Consider the following 25,710-nt stretch of genomic DNA (forward strand, 5'->3'; position numbering starts at 1 on the left):
CGTGTGCAAGGTATTCTGTAGGGGTGTTTGGACGTAAAAAGGAAGCGCCGACGGCGCAGGACGTAGTTGACCAGCAGGCAGCCGAGGCACTGGCCCGGGATACCGCCCTCGGCAAGGGCGCTCCGACGCCCAAGCGCAAGGCACAGGAAGCGGCGCGGAAGCGGCCCCTGGTGCCCGAGGACCGGAAGGCCTCAAAAGCAGCAGAGCGGGCGGCCGTGCAGGAACAGCGGATCAAGATGCGCCAGGCCATGGATACCGGTGACGAAAAGTTCCTGCCGCTCCGGGACAAGGGCCCCCAGAAGCGCTTTGCGCGCGACTACGTAGATGCCCGCTTCAGCCTGGGCGAGTACCTCATGTTCGGCGCCCTGGTTTTCGTCATCGTCTCACTGCTGGTTCCCTCCACCAGCGAGGCCATGATCTATGTTCTGGGCGGATTCTGGGTCATGTTCCTTGCGGTGTTTGTTGACGTGTTCATCCTGTCCCGCAAACTCCGGAAGCGCCTCACCGAAAAGTTCGGCGAGGTGGAACGCGGCACTGTCTGGTACGGCTCCATGCGTTCCCTCCAGTTCCGCCGCCTGCGTCTTCCCAAGCCGCTCGTCAAGCGCGGAGATTTCCCCTCCTGATTCAGGACACGAAGTAGCCCCCGGTAAGATGCCGGGGGCTACTTTTGTTTGCGGGACCGGATCCCCCGGCTGACGTCCTCAGCGGCGGGCGGGGTGCTTGGCTAGCTGGCGGTTGATGTGTGCCGCCCAGAACGGACCCTCATACAGGAAGGCCGTATAGCCCTGGACCAGGGCGGCGCCGGCGTCGAGCCTTTCCTGGACGTCTTTGGCTGACTCCACGCCGCCAACGGACACCAGGGTGAGGGCACCTCCGGTGGCTTCCCTCAGTCGGCGGAGGACTTCGAGGGACCGGGCCTTCAGGGGGGCGCCGGAGAGTCCGCCGGGCCCGCATGCCCGCACTTTTTCGGCGTCGGAGGTAAGTCCCTCCCGGCCGATCGTGGTGTTGGTGGCGATGATCCCGTCCAGTTTAAGGTCCAGGGCGAGCCTGGCGACGTCGTCGATGTCCTCGTCGGTCAGGTCCGGGGCGATCTTCACCAGCAACGGGACATGCCTGCCCGCGGCGGCGTCCGCTTCCTCTCCCACGGCTTTGAGCAGGGGGCGCAGGGTTTCAACGTTCTGGAGCAGGCGGAGCCCCGGCGTGTTGGGGGAACTGACGTTGACCACGAGGTAGTCCGCTGCAGGCGCCAGGCTGCGGGCGCTGATGAGATAGTCGCTGATGGCGTCGTCGAGCTCCACCACCTTGCTCTTGCCGATGTTGACGCCGATCACCGGACGGACGCCGGGGTGCCGGCGCTGCAAAGCAGCCCTCGCGGACTTGAGCCGGGGGGCGACGGCGGTGGCGCCGTCGTTGTTGAATCCCATCCGGTTGATCACAGCCTTGTCCTCAATGAGGCGGAACAGCCGCGGCTTTTCGTTGCCGGGCTGGGCCTGCCCGGTGATGGTTCCCACCTCGACATGGCCGAACCCGAGTTCGGTCAACGCCTCAATGCCGTGCCCTTCCTTGTCAAAGCCCGCAGCGAGGCCAAAAGGCGACGGGAAAGTGATGCCGAAGGCCTCGGTCTGAAGCGACGGAGCGGGGGCCGTGAATTTCGCCAGCACTTTGCCCGCCCCGGAGCTGTGGGCCAGCCTGATGGCACGGAAGCCGATCTTGTGGGCGCGTTCGGCGTCCATCCATGAAAAGGCCAAGCGGAAGAAGGTGGGATATACGCGCATGACTCCAGTTTTCCGGTTCAGGCTCCGGAGACCAAACCGGCGCACACCCCGGCCGGCGGTGTGACGCGTCAGGCATGCCCCCGATCCGTTCGCTGCTGCGGCCTGCGTTGTCTAGGCTGATCAAATGAGGTGGCAAACAGATATCCTGGGGGACGATTTCGAAGCCTGCTCCTACCAGGCCACGGGCGACGACGGCGTGGAACGCACGGCCACCCTGGTGCGGCACGTGCCCAAGGCCGAAGCGGGCGGGACCGGCCGGTCTGAACAACGTCCACTCCCCCGCCGGGCCGTCCTGTTCCTCCACGGCTGGAGTGACTACTTCTTCAATGTGGAACTGGCGCGTTTCTGGACGGACAAAGGCTTTGAGTTTTTTGCCCTGGACATGCACAACCACGGGCGGAGCCTGCAGCCTGATACCCATGGCGGCTACGTAGCCGACCTGGACGACTACGACGCCGAAATCAGCAAGGCCATCGGGATCATCGGATCCCTCTGGCCGGAGCAGGCCGGCAAGCCGCCGCTGACCCTGATGGGGCACTCGACCGGCGGCCTCATCGCTGCGCTGTGGGTCAGTCGGCATCCTGGCGGCGCTGCCCAGCTGGTCCTCAACAGCCCGTGGCTGGAAATGCACGGCAGTTCACTGGTCCGGCGCGCTGCCAGATCCATGGTGGGGCCGCTGGCGAAGTACCGGCCGGAGGCTGTGCTGCGGCTGCCGGAGCGCGGCTTCTATTGGCGAAGCATCAGCAGCGAGGCCGAGGGTGAGTGGACACTGGACAACAAATACCGGCCTCCGCTGGCTTTTCCCGTACGCGCGGCCTGGCTCAGCGCGGTTCTGGCCGGGCATTCCCGGGTGGCCCGCGGACTGCGGATAGATATTCCCATCCTGGTCCTCCTGTCCGGAGCCAGCGAAAACGGCATGTTCTGGACCGAAGCCATGCGGAGAACCGACGCCGTACTGGACGTGAACACCATTGCGATCAGGGCCATGGCCCTGGGCCGGACGGTGACCCTGGAGCGGATCGACGGCGCCCTCCATGACGTCTTCCTGTCTCCGCCCCACGTCCGGGCGGACGCTTATGCCCGGCTGAACCGCTGGATCCGGGGATACGTAATGGACGAAAGCGGCCAGGAGTGAAGGCGGCGCCGCCGGTCGCGGCGCCGTGGCAGCCCGACCAGCTTGGTGCAGGATTCGAGCGCCTGGAACTGCCCCTGCCCGACGACGACGAAGGCGCGGTGTGTGCCACGCTGGTGCGGTATGTGCCGGCCGCGCATGCGGGTCCGCCCGGCTTTCTTTCGGTGCTGCGGAACGGCGGCTTCCGGCCGTTCGCCTGGCCGGCCGCGGACCCGCCCGCGCACAACAATTCCGGACAGCCCGGAGCCGTCCTCTACCTCCACGGCTGGGCGGACTACTTCCTGCAGTCCGAACTTGCTGAATACGTCGGCGCCCACGGACTGCACTTTTATGCGCTGGACCTACGGAAATTCGGCCGCAGCCTGCGGGACTGGCAGACGCCGGGCTACACCACTGACCTGGCTGTCTATGACGACGACATCGCTGCCGCCGTGGACGTGATCAGGACGGATGTGGCGGAGCGCACGGGACTGGCCGGGCAACCTTCCGTCCACATGCTGGCGCATTCACTGGGCGGGCTGATCGGGGCGCTGTGGGCAGACCGCCATCCGGGCGCCTTGGGGAGTCTCGTCCTGAATGCGCCATGGCTGGAGCTCCAGGGCAGCAGCCTGATCCGGAACATCGCCATGCACCTCGTGGAGCCGATCGCGCGGACGGATCCTCGGCGGCCGTTTCGTTTTCCGGAAATGCCCGGGTACTGGGAGAGCGTCAGCGACCAGGCCCACGGCGAGTGGTTCCTGGATCCGCAGTGGCGCCCGACGGCGTCGTTCCCCATCCGTGCGGGCTGGACCCGCGCGGTCCTGGCCGGACATGCAGCCGTCGAACGCCGGCTGGACATCGCGGCGCCGGTCCTGGTGATGCTGTCGGACCGCACCAGAATCCAGGCCGAGTGGTCTGAGGAGCTGATGGTCGCGGACGCCGTGATTGATGTGGAACAGACTGCACGCCGTGCCCTCGGCCTGGGCCGCCGGACTGCCGTTTACCGCTATCCGGGGGCCATCCACGACATCTTCCTTTCACGCCGCGAGGTACGCCAGGAGGCCTACCGGGACCTGGTGGCCTGGCTGCATTCGCAGCCGGGCTAACGGCCTGTCAGGTCTGCGGGGCGGCATCCACCGCACCGCCGTAGCGGCGGTCCCGTTGGGCATAGACTTCGACGGCGTCCCACAGGGTCCGGCGGTCGACGTCGGGCCAGAGCGTGTCCATGAACACGAATTCCGCGTAGGCGGACTGCCACAGCATGAAGTTGGAGAGCCGCTGTTCTCCGGAGCTCCGGAGGAAGAGGTCGACGTCGGGAAGGTCCGGTTCGTCGAGGTACTTCTGGATGGTCCGTTCGGTGATGGCGCCCGGTTTGAGTTTGCCGGCCGCGACGTCTTCGGCAATGGCCGAGACCGCGTCCGCGATTTCCGCGCGGCCGCCGTAGTTAACACACATGGTCAACGTGCACGTGCTGTTGCCCCGGGTGTATTCCTCTGCTTCCTCCAACTCCCGGATCACGGAGCCCCAGAGCCTGGGACGGCGCCCGGACCAGCGGATCCGCACACCCCACTCGTCCAGCTGGTTCCGCTGGCGGCGTAGCACATCCTTGTTAAAACCCATCAGGAAGCGGACTTCCTCCGGGGAACGCCGCCAGTTCTCGGTGGAGAAGGCATAGACGGTGACGTACTTGATGCCCAGTTCGATGGCCCCCGCGACAACGTCCAGCAGCGCCGGCTCGCCCGCCTTGTGGCCTTCGATCCGGGGCAGCCCGCGCTGGTTGGCCCAGCGGCCGTTGCCGTCCATCACAATCGCCACATGCTGCGGGATGAATTCTTCGGGGATCGACGGCGGCACCGCCCCGGAACTGTGCGGATACGGTGCTGTCACCGGTGTGGTCCGCTGCCGGACGGGAGTTTTCTTCTTTCCAAGGGCCACTGTCAGCTACGCTCCACATGTTTGAGGGATTTCAGCACACGTTCAAGATGCCATTGCAGATAGCTGGCCACCAAACCGGCAGCCTCCCGCCGGTGGACGGCGATGGAGGCGTCAGCCGTTGTCCAGTCCCCCGTCAGAAGTGCTCCGAGCAGGAAAACTGTTTCGGCTGCGGGCGCGGGCGATCCCGGCGGACGGCAGTTGGCGCACACCATGCCGCCCAGCGGCGCTGAAAAGGCGGTGTGCGGACCAGGCGCTCCACAGCGGGCACACACGGTGAAGCTCGGCGCCCATCCGCCGGTGGCCAGTGCGCGCAGAAGATACGAGTCGAGGATGAGTTCCGGGGTGTGCTCGCCCCGGCTCAGTGAGGCAAGCGCGCCGACCAGGAGGTTGTACTGCGCCGTTCCGGCCTCGCCGTCCACGTCCGTGAGCTTTTCGGCCGTCTCGGTCATGGCGGCCGCAACAGTGTAGCGGCCGTAGTCCGCCGCGATGCTGCCGCCGTAGGCGCCCTTGGCCACCGCCTGCGTGACAATGTCCAAAGTGCGTCCGGAAATGAGCTGCAGGTCCGCCACCATGAACGGTTCCAGGCGGGCACCGAAGCGGCTGCTCGTCCGGCGCACTCCCTTGGCCACCGCACGGACCTGGCCATGGTGCTTTGTCAGGAGGGTGATGATGCGGTCCGCTTCGCCCAGCTTGTGGGTCCGCAGCACCACGGCATCGTCACGGTAGGCGCGCGCAGAGAAGGAGGATTGTTGGGCCACGGTTAATCTTCGCACTGACCTTCTGGAAAACGCGGACGCTGCGCCCCCGGACCAGTCCGGGGGCGCAGCGGTTCAGCGGATCGAATGATTAGCCTGGGCTTAGGCCCGGGCGTCCCGGACCGCACGGTTGACGGCTGAGATGACGGCCTTCAGCGACGACGTGGTGGTGTTGGAGTCAATTCCGACGCCCCACAGCACCCGCTCGCCGACGGCGCACTCAACGTACGCTGCCGCACGGGCATTGCCGCCCTCCGAGAGGGCATGCTCGCTGTAGTCCAGGACCCGGACGTCCACGCCGTCCTGCCCGAGGATCGCCAGCAGCGCCGCGATCGGGCCGTTGCCGGATCCGGTGCGGCGGGCCTGGACGCCGTCAACGGTGACTGTCGCGTGCAGTGTCATGGCGCCGTCGTCGTCCGTTTCCGTGCTGAACGAGCCCAGCGAGTAGCGGCCCCACTGGCCGTCCTCCTTGCTGGAGGGCAGGTACTCGTCCTGGAAGAGCTGCCAGAGCTGGGCGCCGCTGACCTCGCCGCCCACGGTGTCCGTCTGCTTCTGGATCACGCCGGAGAACTCGATCTGCGCCCGGCGCGGCAGGTCCAGGCTGTGCTCGTTCTTCAGCAGGTACGCCACGCCGCCCTTGCCGGACTGCGAGTTGACGCGGATGACCGCTTCGTAGCTGCGGCCCAGGTCCTTGGGGTCGACCGGCAGGTACGGGACCTGCCACGTGTAGTCGGCGACGTCCCTGCCGGCGGCCGCCGCGTCCCTTTCGAGCGCTTCGAAGCCCTTCTTGATGGCATCCTGGTGCGAGCCGGAGAACGCCGTGAAGACGAGGTCGCCGCCGTAGGGCGAACGCTCCGCGACCGGCAGCTGGTTGCAGTACTCCACGGTGCGGCGGACGTCGTCGATATCGGAGAAATCGATCATGGGATCGATGCCTTGGACGAACATGTTCAGGCCCAGCGTGACCAGGTCCACGTTGCCGGTCCGCTCGCCGTTTCCGAACAGGCAGCCCTCGATCCGGTCCGCGCCGGCGAGGTAACCCAGCTCGGCAGCGGCAACACCGGTGCCGCGGTCGTTGTGCGGGTGCAGCGAGAGGATGATGCCCTCGCGGGGGTGCAGGTGGCGGCTCATCCACTCGATGGAATCGGCGTAGACGTTGGGTGTGGCCATTTCCACCGTGGCCGGCAGGTTGATGATGACCTGGCTGTCAGCCGAGGCCTCAAAGACGTCGGCCACAGCGTTGCAGACGCGGACGGCGTATTCGAGTTCCGTGCCTGTGAAGGATTCCGGGGAGTACTCGTAGGTGATGTGCGTGTCCGCCAGCGTTTCCTCGTACTTCTTGCACAGGCGTGCGCCCTGCAGCGCAATGTCCAGGATGCCGTCCTCGTCCTGGTTGAACACCACGCGGCGCTGCAGGACTGACGTCGAGTTGTAGAGGTGGACGATGGCCTGCTTGGCGCCGACCAGGGATTCGTAGGTCCGTTCGATCAGGTGTTCACGGGCCTGCGTCAGCACCTGGATGGTGACGTCGTCCGGAATGTGGTTGCCTTCAATCAGCTGGCGGACGAAGTCGAAGTCAGTCTGCGAGGCGGACGGAAAGCCGACCTCGATTTCCTTGTAGCCCATGCGGACCAGCAGGTCGAACATCTTCATCTTGCGGGCCGGGCTCATGGGGTCGATCAGGGCCTGGTTGCCGTCCCTGAGGTCCACGGCGCACCAGCGCGGCGCCTTGGTGATGACCTTGTCCGGCCATGTGCGGTCAGGCAGTTCAACGGTGATCTGGTCCTGGAACGGCAGGTAGCGGTGGACGGGCATTCCGGAGGGCTTCTGTGCGTTTCGCATTACTATCGGGGCCTTTTCTGTGGTTCCTGTGTGAAAGGTGGCCGGGCAACACAAACTCCGCGACGAGGATTGGCCTTGCGCTAGATCGCGTCTGAGGCCTCGCCGCGGCAGCTAAGAAGAAGCAGTTCTGCGCGCACCATTTCACAGTAACACGGGTGCGTAAGATGAAGGAGCACCACCTCCAGCAACGTCCACTATGCAGACGCTGCCACCGGGGCCAGCGCCGGCGGCAGCCTTCACCTGAAGGAGCACTTGTGCCAAACTCGGGGATCGACCTGTCCAATATCGACCACACCGTGCGGCCGCAGGATGACCTGTACCAGCACATCAACGGCGCGTGGCTGAAGAGCACCACCATCCCTGATGACCGGCCCCTTGAAGGTACGTTCACGGCCTTGCGGGACGGCTCCGAGCTGGCGGTCAGGGAAATCATCGAAGAAGCCGCCGGGCGCGGCGAAGAAGCCACCGGCATCGAACGGAAGGTCGGGGACCTTTACAACAGCTTCATGGATGAAGCCACTGTCGAGGCCAAAGGCATGGAACCCATCCGGGAACGGCTCGCCTCGGTCTACGCCACGACGTCCGCGGCGGACGTCATCGAACTGGCAGGAAAACTCTTCCGTTCCGACGTATCCGGGCTTTTCTACATCTACCCGGCGCCCGACGCGGGAAACCCGGACCGGATCCTGCTCTACACCGGGCAAGGCGGCCTCGGCCTGCCGGATGAGTCGTATTACCGCGAAGAGAAGTTCGCTCCCATAGTCGCGGCCTACCGGGACCACGTGGGGACAATGCTCGGGCTCGCAGGGAGCACGGATCCGCAAGGCGCCGCGGAACGCGTGGTGCGCCTCGAGACGGCCCTTGCCTCGCACCACTGGGACAACGTGACGCTGCGGGATCCGCAGAAGACGTACAACCTGAAAACCGCCGCCGAGGCCCGCGGGCTGTTCCCGCTGCTGGATGCCTGGTTCGAGGCCGCCGAAATCGTGCCGGACAAGCGCCAGGAGCTGGTGGTCAGCACGCCTGATTTCTTCGCCGGGGCTGCCGCCCTGCTTGACTCCGAGCCAGTGGAGGCATGGCAGGACTGGCTGGCCATGCGCGTGGTCAGCTCAGCGGCCGCTTATCTCTCGGCCGAGTTCGTGAATGCGAACTTCGCGTTCTACGGCACCACCATCAGCGGGACGCCGCGCAACAAGGACCGCTGGAAGCGCGGCGTCGCCGTCGTCGAGGCGTCCCTGGGCGAGGCGGTCGGCCAGATCTACGTCTCCCGGCACTTCCCCGAAACCCACAAGGCCCGCATGCAGACCCTTGTGTCCAACCTCATCGAGGCCTACCGGCAAAGCATCACCGGCCTGGCCTGGATGAGCGAGGACACCAAGCTCGAAGCCCTCAAAAAGCTCGAAGCATTCCGCGCCAAGATCGGCTACCCGGATGAGTGGATCGACTACTCCGCAGTGGAGATCGACCCCGCCGACCTCCTCGGAAACGTTGAACGGGCCCACAATGCCGACGTGGACCGGCACCTGGACGAGGTGGGCAAGCCGGTCGACAGGAACAAATGGCTTATGACGCCGCAGACCGTCAACGCGTACTACCACCCGCTCCTGAACGAGATCGTGTTCCCGGCGGCAATCCTGCAGGCCCCGTTCTTCACAGCCGACGCCGACGACGCCGTCAACTATGGCGGCATCGGCGCCATCATCGGGCACGAGGTCGGGCACGGCTTTGATGACCAGGGCTCACAGTTCGACGGCGGCGGCGCCCTCCGCAACTGGTGGACGGAGGAGGACCGGACAGCCTTCGAAGCCCTGACGTCCAAGCTGGTGGCCCAGTTCGACGCGTTGTCACCCAGCGCAGCGCCGGATCACCACGTCAACGGCAAGCTGACCCTCGGCGAAAATATCGGCGACCTCGGCGGGCTCACTATCGCCTACAAGGCCTACCTGATCAGCCTCGACGGCGCGGAGCCTCCCGTGCTGGACGGCATGACCGGACAGCAGCGGTTCTTTGCCTCCTGGGCTGCCGGCTGGCGTCAGGTGATCCGGAGCGAGGAGGCCATCCGCCGGCTCGCCACGGACCCGCACTCCCCCAATGAGTTCCGCACCAACGCCATCGCCAAGAACCTGGATGCCTTCCATGAAGCGTTCGGAGTGGCGGAGCAGGACGGCATGTGGATGCCCGCGGAGGACCGCGTCAGCATCTGGTGACCGAAGAGCAACAGAGAGAACCGCGGGGCCGGCCACAGACTGTGGCCGGCCCGCGGCTCTTCCGGTGGGTGCAGGACCCGGACGGTGCGGGCACCCGGCAGGCGCAACCGCCGCTAGCGGACGATCAGCTCCGGGTTTGCCTGCTGGCAGACGGTGTCGCCGGCAGTCTGATTGACAATGTCAGTGGGCAGCGGGGCCGCTCCCATCTTGGTTCCGGACATGAAATCGGTACCCAGGTAGACCTGCACGCCGCTGACACCAGCCGCGGGAAGCACCTGCGTGGCCGGAATTTCAAGGAGTGCCGCGACATCCGCCGCCACGCCCTCGAAGCCGGGTCCGTAGTACACCGCCGTCTTTTCCACCGGCTGCGCCGTGAGCGGCGCCACCTGGGTGAAGCCGCCGGCGACGATCGCCTCGGTGATCTCCCGGACCCGCTCCGGAACTCCCGTTCCGTTGGCGACCGTTACGGGCTGCAGCGCCTTGTCGTAGGCCGGCGCTGTTTCAGTCGGCACCGACGGTGACGGGGAGGGCGCCGACTCGCTCGGTTCCGGCGTGGGAGTGGGAGTGGCGGTCGGGTCCGTCAGGTCAACGTCCTTGCGCATCGCAGCGAACAGCTGCGATGTAGCGGGTTCCGCGACGGTAAGCCGGTTGGGGTCGGATGGCGCCGGTGTGGTGGGAACGGCCACGAAGGCGACCTTGCTGATGTCGATGTTCTTCAGCCGGTTGCCGATGGTCACCAGCGACGGGACCGAGGCCAGGCCGTCGTCCACCGTCAGGTTCTGGGTCACGACGTCGGCAATTTTCAGCATCTTCTGCGGATCGGAGAGGGTGCCGTCATCCTTGATCTTGCGGGTGAGCGAAGACAGGAAACCCTGCTGCGCCTTGATGCGGCCCAGGTCGCCTCCGTCCGCGAAGGCATGCCTGGTCCGCAGGTATGCCAGCGCCTGCTCGCCCTGCACCTGCGAGTTCCCTGCAGGCAGGCGCAGGCGGGAGTCGGGATCGTAAACGGCGTCACTGATGCAGACTTCCACACCGCCCACGGCGTTGGAGAGCTCCTTCACCGCGTTGAAGTCCGCCATCATGAAGTGGTCGACTTCAAGCCCGGTAATTTTGTTCACTGTGTCCACGGCACAGCCGATGCCGGCCTGCTTCATGGCTTCGTTGATCATCACACCGGTCTGTGCGGGGAAGACCTGATCGGTCTTCTGGTCCGTGCACTCCGGAATGTCCACCAGGAGGTCGCGCGGAAAACTGATGACACTGACCCGCTTGTTGTCAGCGGAGATGTCCATCATCATCATGACGTCCGACTGGCCGTAGCCGGTGGAATCCTCGGCCGTACCGTATTCGGAGTTCTTGCCGTCCCGGGTGTCGGAGCCCAGAATGAGGATCTGCATCCTGTCCTTGGAGTCATTGACGGGATCCTCGGTGCGGTTGCTGCCGGCACCCAGTGGCGCCTTGCTGATGTTCATCTGCAAACGGATGACCCAGAAGGCGGCGAAAGCCAGACCGCCGACCAGGAGGAGGGCCACCATGGCACTGATCACCTTGAACCAGGCGGGCTTCCCCCGCAGGGCGCCGAGGTGCCGGGCCGGGCCTATCGCCTTGTTGTCCGAATGCCGGGCGGCGGCGTCGGACGCTGGCGAACCAATGCCTTGTCCGGGAGTGTCTCGGGGTCGCACCACGTGGTGTTACCTTCCTCTATAAAACGGGGTTCGGTCCATTTTAGTGGCCCAGACTGGGAAAATGCCCGACGCGGGGGTCCGGCTAGAAACCGAGCTTGACCAGCTGCTTTGGATCCCGCTGCCAGTCCTTGGCCACCTTGACGTGCAAGTCCAGGTAGATCCGTGTTCCGAGCAGCGCTTCGATGCCCTTGCGCGCATTGGTGCCGACTTCCCTCAGCCGGGCGCCGCCTTTACCGATGATGATGGCTTTCTGGGACGGCCGCTCGACGTACAGGTTTACCCGGACGTCAAGGAACGGGCTGTCCTCGGGCCGGCCCTCACGCGGAACGATCTCCTCTACCACCACGGCCAGGGAGTGCGGAAGCTCATCGCGGACCCCTTCTAGGGCGGCCTCCCGGATCAGCTCGGCCACCATGACGGCTTCGGGCTCGTCCGTCAGGTGCCCGTCCGGATACAGCGGCTGCGACGGCGGCATGTGGCTGATGAGGACATCCGCTACGGTATTCACCTGGAAGCCGTCCGTTGCCGATACCGGAACGATGTCCTTCCACCCCTCCTCGCCGAGGACTTCACGCCCCAGGGCGGCGACGGCAAGGAGCTGTTCAGTCAGTGCCTGCCGGTCGACAAGGTCGGCCTTCGTCACGATGGCAATGATGGGCTTCTTGCCGACGGCGGCCAGCTGCGCGGCAATAAATCGGTCACCGGGACCGATCTTCTCGTTGGCCGGAAGGCAGAAGCCGATGGCATCCACTTCGGAGAGCGTGTCCGCCACGAGGTCGTTGAGCCGTTTGCCGAGCAGCGTCCGCGGCCGGTGCAGGCCGGGAGTGTCCACGAGGATCAGCTGGGCGTCATCGCGGTGGACGATGCCGCGGATGGTGTGGCGCGTGGTCTGCGGCTTTGCCGAGGTGATGGCCACTTTCTTGCCCACCAGGGCGTTCGTCAGTGTGGACTTACCGGCGTTCGGCCTGCCCACAAGGATGGAAAATCCGGCACGGAAGCCACCGAAGGCTTCCCCGGCATCCGCTTTATTCTGCTTGCTCACGTGGAACTCCCTGTTGCGTTGTTTTGGCCTCGTCGAGTAGGTCTTCAAGGTCAGTTTGTTCTGGAACAGCGCCCATTGCAACGGGCGCCGCGATGATGTGGCTGACCCTGTTGCGGCGGCCTTCCAGGCGTTCCGCCCGCAGCGAGATCCCGTCAACCTCGACGGTGCTGCCGACGATCGGGACCCTTCCGAGGGCCTTGGCCAGCAGGCCGCCCACGGTGTCCACTTCGTCGTCGTCGAGTTCAACATCAAAAAGCTCACCGAGGTCATCGATGCCCATCCGCGCACTCACGCGGTAGCTGCCGTCACCGAGTGCCACGGCCTCGGCGCTTTCGGTGTCGTATTCATCCACAATCTCGCCGACGATTTCCTCGATCAGGTCCTCGAGGGTCACCAGGCCGGCTGTTCCGCCGTACTCATCGATGACGATTGCCACATGCGTGGATTCCTTCTGCAGCTCGCGGAGCAGGTCGCTGACCTGTTTGGACTCCGGAACGTACCGGACTTCGCGGGCAAGGTCGTCCACGATGGGGGGTTCCTCGTCCGGTCCGAGGCTGTGTAGGGCGGCAGCAACATCCTTGAGGTAGATGATGCCAAGGATCTGGTCCGTATTGTCCCGGATGACGGGAATCCGCGAATAACCTGACCGCAGGAACAGGGACATGGCGCGGTGCAGGCTCGAGCCGGCGTCGATGCTGAGGATGTCCGTCCGGGGCACCATCACTGCCCGGACCAGGGTGTCGCCGAAGTCGAACACGGACTGGATCAGTTCCGCCTCGTTGTCCTCGATCATGTCCGATTCCGTGGCGCGGTCCACCAGTTCGCGGAATTCCTCTTCACTGAAGGAAGCTTCGTCGCCGCCGCGTGCGCCCGGTGCCACGGCACTGCCCACGGCGACAAGCCAGCCCGGGACGGGGCCAAGAATCCAGCAGAGAAAGCGAATGATGGGCGCGGTGAACCTGACAACGCCGGCCGCGTGGGCACGGCCCAGTTGCCGCGGTGACACGCCCACGATCACGAAGCCCACGAGGGCCATGATTCCGGTGGCGGCCAGCCCTGCGAGCCAGACACTGTCCAGGAGGCTGTGCAGGAGGACCGCGACCGCCACGGCCGAGGCCATTTCGAACCAGATCCGCCAGAACCTCAGTGAACGCATGTGCGCCACCGGCTGGTCAAGGATGCGCTTCAGGGCATGGCCGTTGCTTCGAAGCACAGCTTCTTCGGCGTCGTGGCGGGGCAGGAAGTTGAATGCGGACTCGGCCGCGGTCAGCAGGGCGGCGAAACTGAGGAAAACCAGCGCCATGCCAACGAGGATCAGTGGGGTCACTGAATCGTCTCTGAGGGGGCTTCTTTACCGGTGAAACCCTCAAGCAGTTCGCGCTGCAGGCCGAACATCTCTTCTTTTTCCTCGGGATCGGCGTGGTCGTAGCCCAGGAGGTGCAGGATCCCGTGGGTGGTGAGCAGCAGCATCTCGTCCTGGGTGGAATGTCCGGCGTTCCGGGCCTGTACTTCCGCGACCTGCGGACAAACGGCAATGTCGCCGAGCATGCCCTGGGGCGTCGGCTTGTCCGGCGTCCCGGGAGTCAGTTCGTCCATGGGAACGGACAGCACGTCCGTGGCTCCAGGCTCATCCATCAGTTCAAGGTGCAGCTTCTCCATGGCCGGTTCGTCCACCAGGAGGATGGACAGCTCAGCCTGGGGGTGGATGTACAGGCGTTCGAACACGAACCGGGCCAGTGCGACCAGCTGGGCTTCGTCCACCCGGACGCCTGATTCATTGTTTACTTCGATGCTCATGCGTGCTCTTCCCGCTTCTCCCGGGGCACGGAATGCTTCACCCGGTTCCTCTGTGCTTCGTCCCAAACGCCGTACGCGTTGACAATGTCGCCCACAAGCCGGTGGCGGACAACGTCCGAGGCGTCCAGCACGGTGAAGTTCACGTCTTCAATACCCTGCAGGATTTCCTCCACGATCCGGAGGCCGGAACGGGTGCCGAAGGGCAGGTCCACCTGCGTGACGTCCCCGGTAACCACCATTTTGGAGCCGAACCCGAGGCGCGTCAGGAACATCTTCATCTGTTCGGGGGTGGTGTTCTGGGCCTCGTCAAGGATGATGAAGGCATCGTTCAAGGTCCGGCCGCGCATGTACGCCAGCGGAGCCACTTCGATGGTGCCCGCCGCCATCAGGCGGGGAATGGACTCCGGGTCCATCATGTCGTGGAGGGCATCATAGAGGGGACGCAGGTACGGATCGATCTTGTCGCTGAGCGTCCCCGGCAGGAAGCCCAGCCGTTCACCCGCCTCCACAGCGGGCCGGGTGAGGATGATGCGGCTTACTTCCTTCTGCTGCAGGGCCTGGACAGCCTTGGCCATGGCCAGGAAGGTCTTGCCGGTGCCGGCCGGTCCGATTCCGAAGATCACAGTGTTGGCGTCGATGGCATCGACGTAGTTCTTTTGGTTCAGCGTCTTCGGCCGGATCGTCTTGCCGCGGCTCGAAAGTATGTTGTACGTCAGCACCTCGACCGGGTTCTGGAGCGACTGGCTCCGGAGCAGGGCCGCGAGTTGCTGGAGGACCGCCGGCGTAATAACCGTTCCCCGGTCAACGAGCCCGCGCACTTCATGGAGCAGCCGCATGATCCTGGGGACGTCGGCGGCGGGGCCGCTGATGGCCAGTTCGTTGCCACGGACATGGAAGTCGACGGCCGGGAACTGTTCCTCGATAAAGCGGAGGGCCTCGTCGTGGCTGCCAAGGGACTGAACCATCTGTTCGGAGTTGTCGAAGATGACCACCTCCGTCCGGACACCGGGAAGACTATGGGGAAATTCACCTGTGGTGCGCTCACCGGCGCTGAACCGGGGCCTTCCGTTTGTTGCTTCAGTCATGGTGCCGGCCTGCGGGCCTCTGGTCCCCTCCAGTTAGGAAATGTGTCTCTCCGGCCGGTCAGTTCGCCGTCGCCGCTTCAGCGCCGGGCTCCGTGCTTGGCCGAGTCCTACCATCTTACGCCAGTACGCCGTGCGAAGGCCGCGGATCATGGGAGGCAGGCGTCCGGAGGCAACCGTTTCGTTGCAGGTTCCCGTCATTAGGTATCAACTTCGTATCGGCCTCATATCGTTCCCGTTGCAGTTCGGCAGAGCCCGGGCAAACGCCATTGAGCGCCGGGGAGTCTATGCAATGCTGGAATCCGCCGGCGTTGCGCCGGCAGGAGAAAACACCGAAAACGTTGACAGGGACAGGGCGGGGACCCGGAGCACCATGGAGATCAGGAATCCACGACGCCGGACGGCAGCAGGAGGCAGGCGGACCCGATCCGCCGCTCTCCTCTTTGTCCTGCCCGCGGCCATGGTGCTCTCCGCCTGTGTGGCCACCCCCCAGCCCGCTGCAACCACCGCAGCCAGCACGCCCCAGACGGTGACCGGATCCGCCACCGCCGGGGTTCCCAGCACCAGTGCACCGCTGGAAACCACCCAGGCTTCCAACAAGGCCCCCGTGTACTGGATCGGGCGCAGCAACGAAAACGTCTTTCTGTACCGCGAGTTCCGTGACGTCCCCGAGCAGGAAAATCCGGTAACCAGGGCCTTGCGCTCCATGATGTCGGACAAGCCGCTGGATCCGGATTTCTTCACTCCCTGGCAAGACCCCAGGAAGCTGGCCACCTCGATCTCCGGCAAGAACGTCATTACGGTGGACGTCTCACCGGATGCTTTCAACAGCAACCTCGACGAAGACATGGCCAAACGGGCCATCCAGCAACTGGTGTACACGGCAACGGCCGCCGGTGCGAGCTCCGGGCTGGTGGACGCCGGCCAGCAGATCCAGGTGGTGATCCTGGTGGACGGACACACTGATTACCTCGCCTTCAACCACGTCAGGCTTGGCACCCCGACTCCCCGCGGCGCAGGCATGGTGGCCCCGGTCTGGATCATCGACCCCCAGGAAGGCGCGGGTGTTGCCGACGGCAGCGTCAAGATCAGCGGACGGAGCACGCTTCCGGGGGCGAAACTTCGGTGGAAGATCCTGAAAGTTGCCGGCAGCAGCGACAAGACGGCCTATTTGGGCGGTGAGGTGACGGCGTCGGCAGAGCAGAACCAGCCAGGGCTTTTCTCGCTGAACGTGAACCTGGCGCCGGGAAACTATGAGATCCGCGTTTCACAGATCGACCCGGGAGCTCCCGACCGGGAGATGAATGTGGACACCCGCACCTTCAAGGTCGAATAGCGGCTGAGCGCCGCCGGCCCCAGCTGCAAGCGGACTCTGCTACCAGCGGCCCAGGATATCGCTGGCGAGCACTGTGGCGGCCGGTCCTGCCGTGGACGACCTGAGCACGTGGTGCCCCAGCAGGGCCGTTACGGCGCCGGCGCCGCAGAGCCTTGTGACCTCCCGCGGACTGATGCCGCCCTCGGGCCCCACAATGAGGAGTATTTCGCGGGGCACCGAAACCGGCGTCCCGCCGTCGCCGTCGCGCCATGACTCCAGGACCCTTCGGAGCGGACGGACGGCATCCTCGTGGAGGATGATCGCCAGGTCCGCCGCGGAAACCGCGGCCTGCAGCCCGGAACCGTCGACGGCGGCACGAACCTCGGGAATCCACGCCCGCCGCGCCTGTTTGGCGGCAGCAGTCACCACGGACTGCCACTTGGCGTGGGCCTTGGCGGCGCGTTCCCCCTTCCACCGGACGATGGAGCGTTCCGACTGCCACGGGATGATGGCGTCGATCCCCAGTTCGGTGGCTGTTTCAGCGGCGAGTTCGTCGCGGTCCCCTTTTGCCAGCGCCTGGACCAGGACCAGGCGCAGGTCCGGGCGCTCCTCCGTTTCGAGGACCGAACATTCCACCGTCAGTTCAGCGTGGCCGACGGCGGCGACGGTACCGGTGAGCCTCTTGCCGGCACCGTCCGCTATGTCAACGGACTCCCCTACGGTGATCCGCTTGACGGTGACCGCATGACGCGCCTCCGCACCCTGCAGGACAAAGCGTGAACCGGGGACCTGTTCGTCCAAGGCCCCCGGTGTTGCGAAAAAGACCGGGTTGCTCACCGCTACAGGTTACCGAGCCGGTCCCGCAGCTTGGCGAAGACTCCGCCGCTGGCGGAGAGTTTTCCCTCGGTGTACTGCTCGCCCCGCAGTTTGGCGAGCTGCCGGAGCAGGTCTTCCTGAGCGGCATCAAGTTTGGCAGGGGTCTCGACCTGCAGGTGAACCTTCAGGTCGCCGCGGCCGTAGCCCCGGAGGTGGGTGACCCCGAGCCCGCGCAGGGTGATGACCTCACCGGACTGGGTGCCCGCTTTGACGTCGATCTCCTGCTGGCCGTCAAAAGTATCCAGGCTGAGCTCGGTGCCGAGGGCTGCGGCAGTCATCGGGATGTGCAGGGTCGCGTGGAGGTCGTCGCCGTCGCGTACGTAGGTGGCGTCGTTGTTGACCCGGATCTCCACGTACAGGTCGCCGGAGGGTCCGCCGGCGGGTCCGGCTTCGCCCTGGCCGCCAAGCTGGATGCGCGTTCCGGTGGCGACGCCGGCAGGGACCTTGACCGTCAGTGAACGGCGGCTGCGGATGCGGCCCTGTCCGTTGCACTCGTTGCAGGGATCCTTGATGACGGTTCCGAAGCCTTCGCAGGAGCCGCAGGGCGCGGCAGTCATGACCTGGCCCAGGATGGAGCGGACGGCCCGCTGGACCTGGCCGCTGCCGCCGCAGATGTCGCACCGCACGGGGTGGCTCCCGGGCTGGCAGCAGGAGCCTTCACAGGTGGGGCACGTGACGGCAGTGTCCACTTCCAGCTTTTTGTTGACCCCGAAGACGGCGTCGCGGAGGTCGATGCGGACGCTGATGAGGGCGTCCTGCCCGCGGCGGACCCGCGAGGCCGGGCCGGCCGAGCCGCCGGCGCCGAAGAAGGTGTCGAAGATGTCCTGGAAGGCGAAGCCCTGTCCCGAGTAGCCGGCCCCGCCGAACCCGTTATCGGTGCCGTTCTCGTTGCCGGTGGTGTCATAGACACGTCGCTTCTGCGGGTCGGACAGCACTTCATAGGCGTGCGTGACGGCTTTGAAGCGGTCTGACGCATCCTCACCCGGGTTCACGTCCGGGTGCAAGGTGCGCGCAAGCTTTCGGTAGGCCTTCTTGATCTCTTCGCCCGTCGCTTCGGGTGAGACTCCAAGAACGTCGTAGTGGCTGCTCAAAGTTCGTATCTCTTCCTGGTTGTACTGCCTGTAATGCCTTTGGTGTCTATGATGCTGCTGCCGTCCCCCGGAAGCCGGGACACGGAAGGCCTGGGTGGCTGATGTATTACCGTTTACGGTCCGAGGATCCTGGAAAGGTAGCGTGCCACGGCACGGACCGCGGCCATGGTGGTGGGATAGTCCATCCGGGTGGGGCCGAGTACGCCCACCTTGGCGCTGGAACCGGGACCGTAGCCCGTGGCCACCACCGAGGCTTCCGCAAGGCCGTCGTACGGATTCTCCCGGCCGATGCTGACGGTCACGCCGCGGGGGTCCTGCGCCATTTCGCTGAGGAGGCGGAGCATCACCACCTGTTCCTCGAGGGCCTCGAGGACCGGGCCGATACTCAGCGGAAAATCAACGTTGGACCGTGCGAGGTTGGCGGTGCCGGCCATGACCATCCGCTCCTCGCGGGTGCTGTTGGCAAGGGCGTCCAGGCCGCGGGCCAGGGCCTGGGCGGCATGCCGGCGGGAGGGTTCACAGCTGGCGACGACGGCGGGCAGCGCCTGCGGGAGCAGGCTCAGCGGCGTCCCCGCCAGGCTCTTCAGGAACCGTGACCTGAGTCCTGCGAGGGCCTCGTCGCTGAGTTCCTGCCCGACGTCTATGACCCGCTGCTCGACCTTTCCGGTGTCCGCAATGAGAACGGCCAAGACCTGGCGCGGGGCCAGCAGCACAAACTCGATGTGCCGCACCATGGCGCGGCTGAGGTGCGGATACTGCACCACGGCCACTTGGTTGGTCAGCTGCGACAGCAGCCGCACGGTGCGCTCCAGGACATCGTCCAGGTCCTCCGACCCTTCCAGCAACGTCTGGATGGCGCGGCGCTCAGCCTGCGACAGTGGCTTGACGGCGGAAATCTGGTCGACGAACAGCCGGTAGCCCTTGTCCGTGGGGATGCGGCCGGCGCTGGTGTGCGGCGCCGTGATCAGGCCCTCGTCTTCCAGCGCTGCCATGTCATTGCGGATGGTGGCACTGGAGACCCCAAGGTGGTGCCTCTCCACCAGTGCCTTGGAGCCCACAGGTTCGCGGGAATGGACGTAGTCCTCCACGATGGCGCGCAATACTTCAAGCTTGCGTGGTTCGCTCATTCTCCACCTCCGATCGGCTTTGCCGGGCTGCGGCCCCGGCACGGCGCCATGCGCACATTCCCGGGCACCCGTTAGCACTCGTCATGTCTAAGTGCTAACCAGTCTAATATGAGTCGCCCCGTTGTTAGCATTGGTACCGCTCCGGGCGAAACTCCGGCGCGGAACTGGACGTGCACTCCATGGAGCCAGGGCCGGCCTGTTCAGTTCTCCTGTTTCACTTTCTGTTTCACTTTTTCTAGCGCAAGGTTGTGTCTATCCGATGTCGTACCAGAACTGGGGCCCGCAAGACATCACGGCCCCCCGGAAAGCGGAGCTTCCCGAAGTGCCGGTTGAGCGTGGCATGGTGCTGGAAGACGTCCAGTCCGGCTGGGTGGGGGCTGTCACCCGGGTGGAAAAGTCCGGCGGCATGCACGTTGTGGCCCTGGAGGACCGGCGCGGCAAGTCACGTACGTTCCGCCTCGGATACGGGTTCCTCCTGGAAGGCCTGCCGATCCGGCTGATGCCCCCTGCGCCCCGCGTCCAGGCAGCTTCCGCGGCAGCCGGCCGGACGGCGTCCGGTTCCGTGCGGGTGGCGGGCCAGCGCGCGCAAGTGGCCAAAGCCAGCCGCATCTGGGTGGAAGGCAAGCACGACGCCGAACTCGTGGAAAAAGTCTGGGGTGACGACCTGCGCGTCGAGGGCATCGTCGTCGAGCCTTTGCACGGCATTGACGACCTCACCGCGGCAGTGGCCGCCTTCCGGCCCGGCCCCGGCCGGCGGCTGGGGGTGCTCGTGGACCATCTGGTTGCCAATTCCAAGGAATCACGGATCGCAGACGCCGTAATGGCGTCCCCTGGCGCTGCCGGCAACGTCCTGATTGTGGGCCACCCGTACGTGGACGTGTGGCAGGCCATCCGGCCGGCCGTCCTCGGCATTGACGCGTGGCCGGTCATCCCGCGGGGCGTGGACTGGAAGACCGGGATCCTGACGGCTTTCGGCTGGCCGCACGAGACCAAGGAAGACATCGGCCTCGGCTGGCAGAAGCTGCTGGGTGCAGTCCGCAGTTACGCGGACCTGGAACCGTCGCTCCTGGGCCGGGTGGAAGAGGTCATCGACTTCCTTACGGTCCCGTAGGGCGAAGTTGCGCTCCTGAGCCAGTATTCTTGATACGGCGGTTGTTGCTTTCGTGGCGGCGCTGCTTTTCCGGGATCCACCGCACCACTGCAATCCGAAGGACGACACCGTGGCAGAAGACGCACGCGAACAACGGGACAATCAGGCCGGCCATGGCCAGCCCCAGTATCATGGTGTCCCCGCCAATGCCCTGCCGCTGACGGCCAATGAAGACCGGCAGTGGGCAACCCTCGCCCACTTCGGCGGCATCCTCGGGTGCGTCCCGTCGCTGTTGATCTACCTTATTTTCAAGGAGCGCGGGCCGTTCACGGCGCAGGAATCCAAGGAAGCCCTGAACTTCACCCTGCCTCCCACGATCGCCGCCGTCATCTGCAACGTCCTGGTGATGCTGCCCGTGGTGGGCAACATTTTCGCGGTGCTGGCCACACTGATTTGGATCGCCGTGACGTGCTTCTCGGTGGCAGCCGGGATCCATGTAAACCGTGGCCAGCCGCACCGCTACGACTACAACCTGCGCTGGATCAAGTAACCGGCCGGATCCCGCAACTGACCGGGCCGGCAGCTTAGTCGGGCAGGATCCTTCTGACTACGGCGTCGGCGAGAAGCCGTCCCTTCAGCGTGAGGACAAGCCGGCCCCGGAAGGCGTCTGCGGGGTCCACCAGGCCATCCGCGATCAGACCGGCGACGGCGTGCCGCCCGGACGTTTCCAGCTCTGACACCTTGAGTCCGCTGCTGAGCCTGGCCTCCAGCATCACGCGCTCAACGTTGCGGGTCCCGGCATCGAGCGTTTCCCTGCCGGCCGCAGGCGATGCCCCGGCGGCGAGCCTGCCCGCGTAGGCGGTGGGGTGCTTCACGTTCCACCAGCGGACTCCGCCGACGTGTGAATGAGCTCCGGGGCCGATCCCCCACCAGTCGTCTCCGCGCCAGTATGCCAGGTTGTGCCGGCACGCCTGCTCCGGCGTGCGGGCCCAGTTGCTGACCTCGTACCAGGCCAGGCCGGCGGCGGTGATGAGTTCGTCGGCGAGTTCGTACTTTGCCGCGTGGTCGTCGTCGTCGATTCCGGGCACCTCGCCGCGGCGGATCTGGGCAGCCAGTTTGGTGCCGTCCTCCACGATCAGCGCGTAGGCGCTGATGTGGTCAGGCCCGTAAGACAAAGCGGTTTCGAGCGAGTACCGCCAGTCCTCAAGAGACTCGCCCGGGGTGCCGTAGATCAGGTCGAGGCTGACGGCAAGGCCGGCGTCCCTGGCCCACTGCACCACCTGCGGCACGCGGCTGGGCGTGTGGGTGCGGTCCAGGACCTTGAGGACGTGCGGGACAGCAGACTGCATCCCGAAGGAAACGCGGGTGAAACCGGCATCAGCCAGCAGCTGCAGCGACTCCGGGGTGACGGAATCCGGGTTGGCTTCCGTGGTGACTTCGGCGCCGGGCGCCAGCCCCCATTCCGATATTGCGGCGGTGAGGATCCGGGCAAGGTCCTCCGCGGGCAGCAGTGTGGGGGTGCCGCCGCCGAAAAAGACCGTGCCGAGCTGCCGGGCCGGCAGCCCGCTGGCCTGCAGCGCCTTGGCGGCGAACTCTACCTCGGCGATGGCCGTGGAAGCGTAGGCATCCTGCGACGCCCCGCCGCCGAGCTCGGTCGCCGTGTAGGTGTTGAAGTCGCAGTACCCGCAGCGGACGGCGCAGAAGGGGATGTGGACATAGAGCCCGAATGCCCGCCCGGCAGCGCCGTCAGCAGCCTGCCCGGGAAGCAGGCCGTCCGACGGCGCGGGGTCACCCAGGGGTAGGACGCTAGGCATTGCTGCGGCCTTCGGAGGTACCGGCCACGGTCATCACTACTTCTTGGCCTTGTCCTTGGATTCGTCCGTGGTGAGGGCTGCGATGAAGGCTTCCTGCGGCACTTCCACGCGGCCCACCATCTTCATGCGCTTCTTGCCTTCCTTCTGCTTTTCCAGAAGTTTGCGCTTACGCGTGATGTCACCGCCGTAGCACTTGGCCAGGACGTCCTTGCGGATGGCGCGGATGCTTTCACGGGCTATGATCCGGGATCCGATGGCCGCCTGGATGGGCACTTCGAACTGCTGGCGAGGGATGAGCTCACGCAACTTGGTGGTCATCATCACGCCGTAGGCGTAGGCCTTGTCCCGGTGGGTGATGGCGCTGAAGGCGTCCACTTGTTCGCCCTGGAGCATGATGTCAACCTTCACAAGGTCGGCAACCTGGTCGCCGTCGGCCTTCCAGTCCAGCGAGCCGTACCCACGGGTCTTGGACTTGAGGATGTCGAAGAAATCGAAAACGATTTCGGCCAGCGGCAGCCGGTACCGGATTTCCACCCGGTCCTCGGAAAGGTAGTCCATGCCGCCCATCACGCCGCGGCGGCTCTGGCACAGCTCCATGATCGCACCCACGAACTCGTTCGGCGCCAGGATGGTGGCGGAGACCATCGGTTCCCGGACCTCGGCGATCTTGCCGGTGGGGTATTCGCTGGGGTTGGTGACGTGGACAACCTTCTTGTCCTCCAGGGTCACCTGATATTCCACGTTGGGTGCCGTGGAAATCAGGTCCAGCTTGTACTCGCGTTCGAGGCGTTCACGGGTGATTTCCAGGTGCAGCAGGCCAAGGAAGCCAACCCGGAACCCGAAGCCCAGCGCGGCCGAGGTTTCCGGCTCGTACACCAGCGCGGCGTCGTTGAGCATCAGCTTCTCCAACGCATCGCGGAGCACCGGGTAGTCCGTGCCGTCCAGCGGATACAGCCCGGAGAAGACCATGGGCTTGGCGTCCGCGTACCCCGGGAGGGATTCGGCGGCAGGCTTGGCAAGGTTGGTGACGGTATCGCCCACCTTGGACAGGCGGACATCCTTCACGCCCGTGATGAGATAGCCCACTTCGCCGACGCCGAGGCCCTTGGACGGTGTGGGCTCCGGGGAGCTGACTCCGATCTCAAGGAGTTCGTGAGTGGCGCGGGTGGACATCATCTGGATGCGTTCGCGAGGGTGCAGCATGCCGTCGACCACGCGGACGTACGTGACAACCCCGCGGTAGGTGTCGTAGACCGAGTCGAAGATCATGGCGCGGGCGGGGGCGTTCGGGTCACCCACGGGGGCCGGCAGGTCGCGGACGATCTTGTCCAGCAGGACCTCGACTCCCATGCCCGTCTTGCCGGACACACGCAGCACTTCATCGGGGTCTCCGCCGATCAGGCTGGCGAGTTCCTCCGCGTACTTCTCGGGCTGGGCAGCGGGGAGGTCGATCTTATTCAGGACCGGAATGATGGTGAGGTTGTTCTCCATCGCCAGGTACAGGTTGGCCAGGGTCTGCGCCTCGATGCCCTGCGCCGCGTCAACAAGCAGCACAGCACCCTCGCAGGCCGCGAGCGAGCGGGAGACCTCATAGGTGAAGTCGACGTGCCCGGGAGTGTCGATCATGTTCAGCGCGTAGCTGGTGCCCTCAACTTCCCAGGGCATGCGGACAGCCTGGGACTTGATGGTGATGCCACGCTCACGTTCGATGTCCATGCGGTCCAGATACTGGGCCTTCATGTCGCGGGACTGAACGACGCCGGTGTACTGCAGCATGCGGTCGGCCAGCGTGGACTTGCCGTGGTCAATGTGCGCAATGATGCAGAAGTTCCGGATGATGGCCGGATCTGTTGCGGCGGGCACCGGGGCGGTGCGGGCCATGGGAGACACGCAGGGTCCTTACTGTTGGCATTTCCGCGGCTGTGCTCAAGATGGCCAAGGCCATCGCGCGACCGGCCGCACATGGACTTCTAGTGTCCCACGTCCAGCCGCCACACAGTGCATTGTTAGCACGACCGGTCCGAGGGAATGCCCCCCGGCGGCGTCCGGCGGCACAGTATCGTTGCAGGATGGCTTTTAACCTCCGCTCCCTCGGCAGGGCTGTCCGCACCGCCTTGCGCCTTCTGGACGGGCGCCCTGCAGCACCTGCCCCACGCACGGAAACCCGCCCAACGCCTGCCCGCACAACACCCTCCCGGTCCACACCGCCGCGCGACGCCGTCGCCGGCATCAGCGGTAAATACCCGGGTGACTTCACGGGCACCGCGACTATCAAGTACGCCCCCTCCCCCAACGGCAAACCGGAACCGGGCGAAGTTGTGTGGACGTGGGTCCCGTATGAAGAGGACCACTCCCGGGGCAAGGACCGGCCGGTGCTCCTGATCGGAAGCCGCGGGCGCTATCTGCTGGGGCTGATGCTCACCAGCAAGGACCACGACCAGGACCGCCGTGATGACGAGAGCTACGTGGAGATCGGCACGGGCAGCTGGGACCGGCAGCGGCGTCCCAGCGAAGCCAAGCTGGACCGCATCGTCCAGATCAGCCCGGATGACATCCGCCGGGAAGGCGCCGTCCTGGACCGGCAGCGCTTCGACAGCGTCTCGACGGCCCTCCGCGAGCTCAACGGCTGGAAATAGGGATCGTCTCACCGAAAGCGGCAGGAGAACACCGGCATTGCAGCGCGTCTGCTATTATTGACAGCTGTGTGTCCGTGCAGGTCGACGGCCACTGATGGTTGGCCGCCATAGGTATCCCCACGCCGCTCAGTCAATGGCCAATCTGAAAGCCCTCTAGACCATTTCCGCATTAAAAAGAGAGTTCACACGTGGCTAATATCAAGTCCCAGAAGAAGCGCATCCTCACCAACGAGAAGGCTCGCCTGCGTAACAACGCAGTCAAGTCCGAGCTGAAGACGGCCATCCGCGCCGTCAACACCGCCGTTGAGTCCACCGACAAGGATGCCGCTGCTGCTGCGCTGGTTGCTGCAAGCCGTAAGCTGGATAAGGCTGTCAGCAAGGGCGTTCTTCACAAGAACAACGCTGCAAACCGCAAGTCGGCGATCTCCAAGAAGGTCAACGCACTCTAAGGTTTTCCAGTTCAACTGAACTGATGATCGTGGCCGGCACCCCTGACGGGGTGCCGGCCACATCCATTTAAGGCCGGCTCA

The 25,710-nt window shown here is 65.3% G+C and carries 23 protein-coding genes; 9 read left to right on the forward strand and 14 right to left on the reverse strand.

Annotation, left to right across the window (positions count from 1 at the left end; all coding sequences use genetic code 11):
- Positions 1-23 precede the first annotated feature (23 nt).
- Positions 24-623, forward strand: coding sequence for a DUF3043 domain-containing protein (locus WMN78_RS17520; protein ID WP_340535011.1), 600 nt, complete (start codon positions 24-26; stop codon positions 621-623).
- Between the two features lie 78 nt (positions 624-701).
- Here WMN78_RS17520 and WMN78_RS17525 read toward each other — a convergent pair whose 3' ends face one another.
- Complete coding sequence (locus WMN78_RS17525) at positions 702-1,775, reverse strand: quinone-dependent dihydroorotate dehydrogenase (protein ID WP_340535012.1); 1,074 nt, start codon at positions 1,773-1,775, stop codon at positions 702-704.
- A 124-nt stretch (positions 1,776-1,899) separates the two neighbouring features.
- Between WMN78_RS17525 and WMN78_RS17530 the strand changes: the two genes are divergently transcribed.
- Both WMN78_RS17530 and WMN78_RS17535 read left to right on the forward strand, forming a co-directional pair.
- Positions 1,900-2,910 (forward strand): alpha/beta hydrolase, encoded by a 1,011-nt coding sequence (locus tag WMN78_RS17530; RefSeq protein WP_340535013.1) that lies wholly within the window; start codon positions 1,900-1,902, stop codon positions 2,908-2,910.
- Positions 2,907-3,992, forward strand: coding sequence for an alpha/beta hydrolase (locus WMN78_RS17535; RefSeq protein ID WP_340535014.1), 1,086 nt, complete (start codon positions 2,907-2,909; stop codon positions 3,990-3,992). The genes WMN78_RS17530 and WMN78_RS17535 overlap by 4 nt, the downstream gene beginning before the upstream one ends.
- Positions 3,993-3,999: 7 nt before the next feature.
- Here WMN78_RS17535 and WMN78_RS17540 read toward each other — a convergent pair whose 3' ends face one another.
- The 3 genes from WMN78_RS17540 to leuA all read right to left on the reverse strand — a co-directional run bounded on the left by WMN78_RS17540 (position 4,000) and on the right by leuA (position 7,418).
- On the reverse strand, positions 4,000-4,821 hold the full coding sequence (locus WMN78_RS17540) for an isoprenyl transferase (protein WP_340535015.1): 822 nt from the start codon (positions 4,819-4,821) through the stop codon (positions 4,000-4,002).
- A gap of 2 nt (positions 4,822-4,823) precedes the next feature.
- On the reverse strand, positions 4,824-5,579 hold the full coding sequence (gene recO / locus WMN78_RS17545) for a DNA repair protein RecO (RefSeq protein WP_340535016.1): 756 nt from the start codon (positions 5,577-5,579) through the stop codon (positions 4,824-4,826).
- 99 nt (positions 5,580-5,678) lie between these two features.
- Positions 5,679-7,418: a 2-isopropylmalate synthase gene (gene leuA / locus WMN78_RS17550; protein ID WP_340535017.1), complete on the reverse strand. Its 1,740-nt coding sequence runs from the start codon at positions 7,416-7,418 to the stop codon at positions 5,679-5,681.
- Positions 7,419-7,672: 254 nt separating this feature from the next.
- Between leuA and WMN78_RS17555 the strand changes: the two genes are divergently transcribed.
- Positions 7,673-9,625: a M13 family metallopeptidase gene (locus WMN78_RS17555; RefSeq protein WP_340535018.1), complete on the forward strand. Its 1,953-nt coding sequence runs from the start codon at positions 7,673-7,675 to the stop codon at positions 9,623-9,625.
- A 113-nt stretch (positions 9,626-9,738) separates the two neighbouring features.
- Here WMN78_RS17555 and WMN78_RS17560 read toward each other — a convergent pair whose 3' ends face one another.
- The 5 genes from WMN78_RS17560 to WMN78_RS17580 all read right to left on the reverse strand — a co-directional run bounded on the left by WMN78_RS17560 (position 9,739) and on the right by WMN78_RS17580 (position 15,234).
- Positions 9,739-11,310, reverse strand: a complete 1,572-nt coding sequence (locus tag WMN78_RS17560; RefSeq protein ID WP_340535019.1) for an LCP family protein — start codon at positions 11,308-11,310, stop codon at positions 9,739-9,741.
- An 82-nt stretch (positions 11,311-11,392) separates the two neighbouring features.
- Complete coding sequence (gene era / locus WMN78_RS17565) at positions 11,393-12,352, reverse strand: GTPase Era (RefSeq protein ID WP_340535020.1); 960 nt, start codon at positions 12,350-12,352, stop codon at positions 11,393-11,395.
- Positions 12,336-13,679 (reverse strand): hemolysin family protein, encoded by a 1,344-nt coding sequence (locus WMN78_RS17570; protein WP_340535021.1) that lies wholly within the window; start codon positions 13,677-13,679, stop codon positions 12,336-12,338. The genes era and WMN78_RS17570 overlap by 17 nt, the downstream gene beginning before the upstream one ends.
- The gene (gene ybeY / locus WMN78_RS17575; protein WP_340535022.1) at positions 13,676-14,149 is read right to left on the reverse strand and encodes an rRNA maturation RNase YbeY; all 474 of its coding nucleotides are present in this window, start codon (positions 14,147-14,149) and stop codon (positions 13,676-13,678) included. The genes WMN78_RS17570 and ybeY overlap by 4 nt, the downstream gene beginning before the upstream one ends.
- On the reverse strand, positions 14,146-15,234 hold the full coding sequence (locus WMN78_RS17580) for a PhoH family protein (protein ID WP_340535023.1): 1,089 nt from the start codon (positions 15,232-15,234) through the stop codon (positions 14,146-14,148). Before WMN78_RS17580 ends, ybeY begins: the two co-directional genes overlap by 4 nt.
- Positions 15,235-15,604: 370 nt before the next feature.
- Here WMN78_RS17580 and WMN78_RS17585 point away from each other — a divergent pair, with 370 nt between their 5' ends.
- On the forward strand, positions 15,605-16,567 hold the full coding sequence (locus WMN78_RS17585; RefSeq protein WP_340535298.1) for a GerMN domain-containing protein: 963 nt from the start codon (positions 15,605-15,607) through the stop codon (positions 16,565-16,567).
- Between the two features lie 39 nt (positions 16,568-16,606).
- Here WMN78_RS17585 and WMN78_RS17590 read toward each other — a convergent pair whose 3' ends face one another.
- The 3 genes from WMN78_RS17590 to hrcA all read right to left on the reverse strand — a co-directional run bounded on the left by WMN78_RS17590 (position 16,607) and on the right by hrcA (position 19,640).
- Positions 16,607-17,383, reverse strand: a complete 777-nt coding sequence (locus tag WMN78_RS17590; protein WP_340535024.1) for a 16S rRNA (uracil(1498)-N(3))-methyltransferase — start codon at positions 17,381-17,383, stop codon at positions 16,607-16,609.
- A 2-nt stretch (positions 17,384-17,385) separates the two neighbouring features.
- Positions 17,386-18,513, reverse strand: a complete 1,128-nt coding sequence (dnaJ, locus tag WMN78_RS17595) for a molecular chaperone DnaJ (RefSeq protein ID WP_305941155.1) — start codon at positions 18,511-18,513, stop codon at positions 17,386-17,388.
- A 113-nt stretch (positions 18,514-18,626) separates the two neighbouring features.
- Positions 18,627-19,640, reverse strand: a complete 1,014-nt coding sequence (gene hrcA / locus WMN78_RS17600) for a heat-inducible transcriptional repressor HrcA (RefSeq protein ID WP_340535025.1) — start codon at positions 19,638-19,640, stop codon at positions 18,627-18,629.
- 259 nt (positions 19,641-19,899) lie between these two features.
- Here hrcA and WMN78_RS17605 point away from each other — a divergent pair, with 259 nt between their 5' ends.
- Complete coding sequence (locus tag WMN78_RS17605) at positions 19,900-20,751, forward strand: DUF3097 domain-containing protein (protein WP_340535027.1); 852 nt, start codon at positions 19,900-19,902, stop codon at positions 20,749-20,751.
- A 109-nt stretch (positions 20,752-20,860) separates the two neighbouring features.
- Entirely contained in the window at positions 20,861-21,280 is a 420-nt protein-coding gene (locus WMN78_RS17610) for a DUF4870 domain-containing protein (RefSeq protein ID WP_340535029.1), read from the forward strand.
- A gap of 34 nt (positions 21,281-21,314) precedes the next feature.
- Here the strand turns inward: WMN78_RS17610 and hemW are convergent, their stop codons facing one another.
- Positions 21,315-22,544, reverse strand: coding sequence for a radical SAM family heme chaperone HemW (gene hemW, locus WMN78_RS17615; protein ID WP_340535030.1), 1,230 nt, complete (start codon positions 22,542-22,544; stop codon positions 21,315-21,317).
- Positions 22,545-22,580: 36 nt separating this feature from the next.
- Positions 22,581-24,434: a translation elongation factor 4 gene (gene lepA / locus WMN78_RS17620; protein ID WP_340535031.1), complete on the reverse strand. Its 1,854-nt coding sequence runs from the start codon at positions 24,432-24,434 to the stop codon at positions 22,581-22,583.
- A 179-nt stretch (positions 24,435-24,613) separates the two neighbouring features.
- On the opposite strand from lepA, the gene WMN78_RS17625 reads away from it, so the two are divergent.
- A complete protein-coding gene (locus WMN78_RS17625; RefSeq protein ID WP_340535032.1) occupies positions 24,614-25,180 on the forward strand; it encodes a type II toxin-antitoxin system PemK/MazF family toxin in 567 nt (188 codons plus the stop codon).
- Between the two features lie 188 nt (positions 25,181-25,368).
- Entirely contained in the window at positions 25,369-25,629 is a 261-nt protein-coding gene (gene rpsT, locus WMN78_RS17630; protein ID WP_011692086.1) for a 30S ribosomal protein S20, read from the forward strand.
- Positions 25,630-25,710 lie beyond the last annotated feature (81 nt).

It is taken from the genome of Arthrobacter oryzae (assembly GCF_037911235.1).
In the GTDB taxonomy this organism is placed as follows: Bacteria; Actinomycetota; Actinomycetes; order Actinomycetales; family Micrococcaceae; genus Arthrobacter; species Arthrobacter oryzae_E.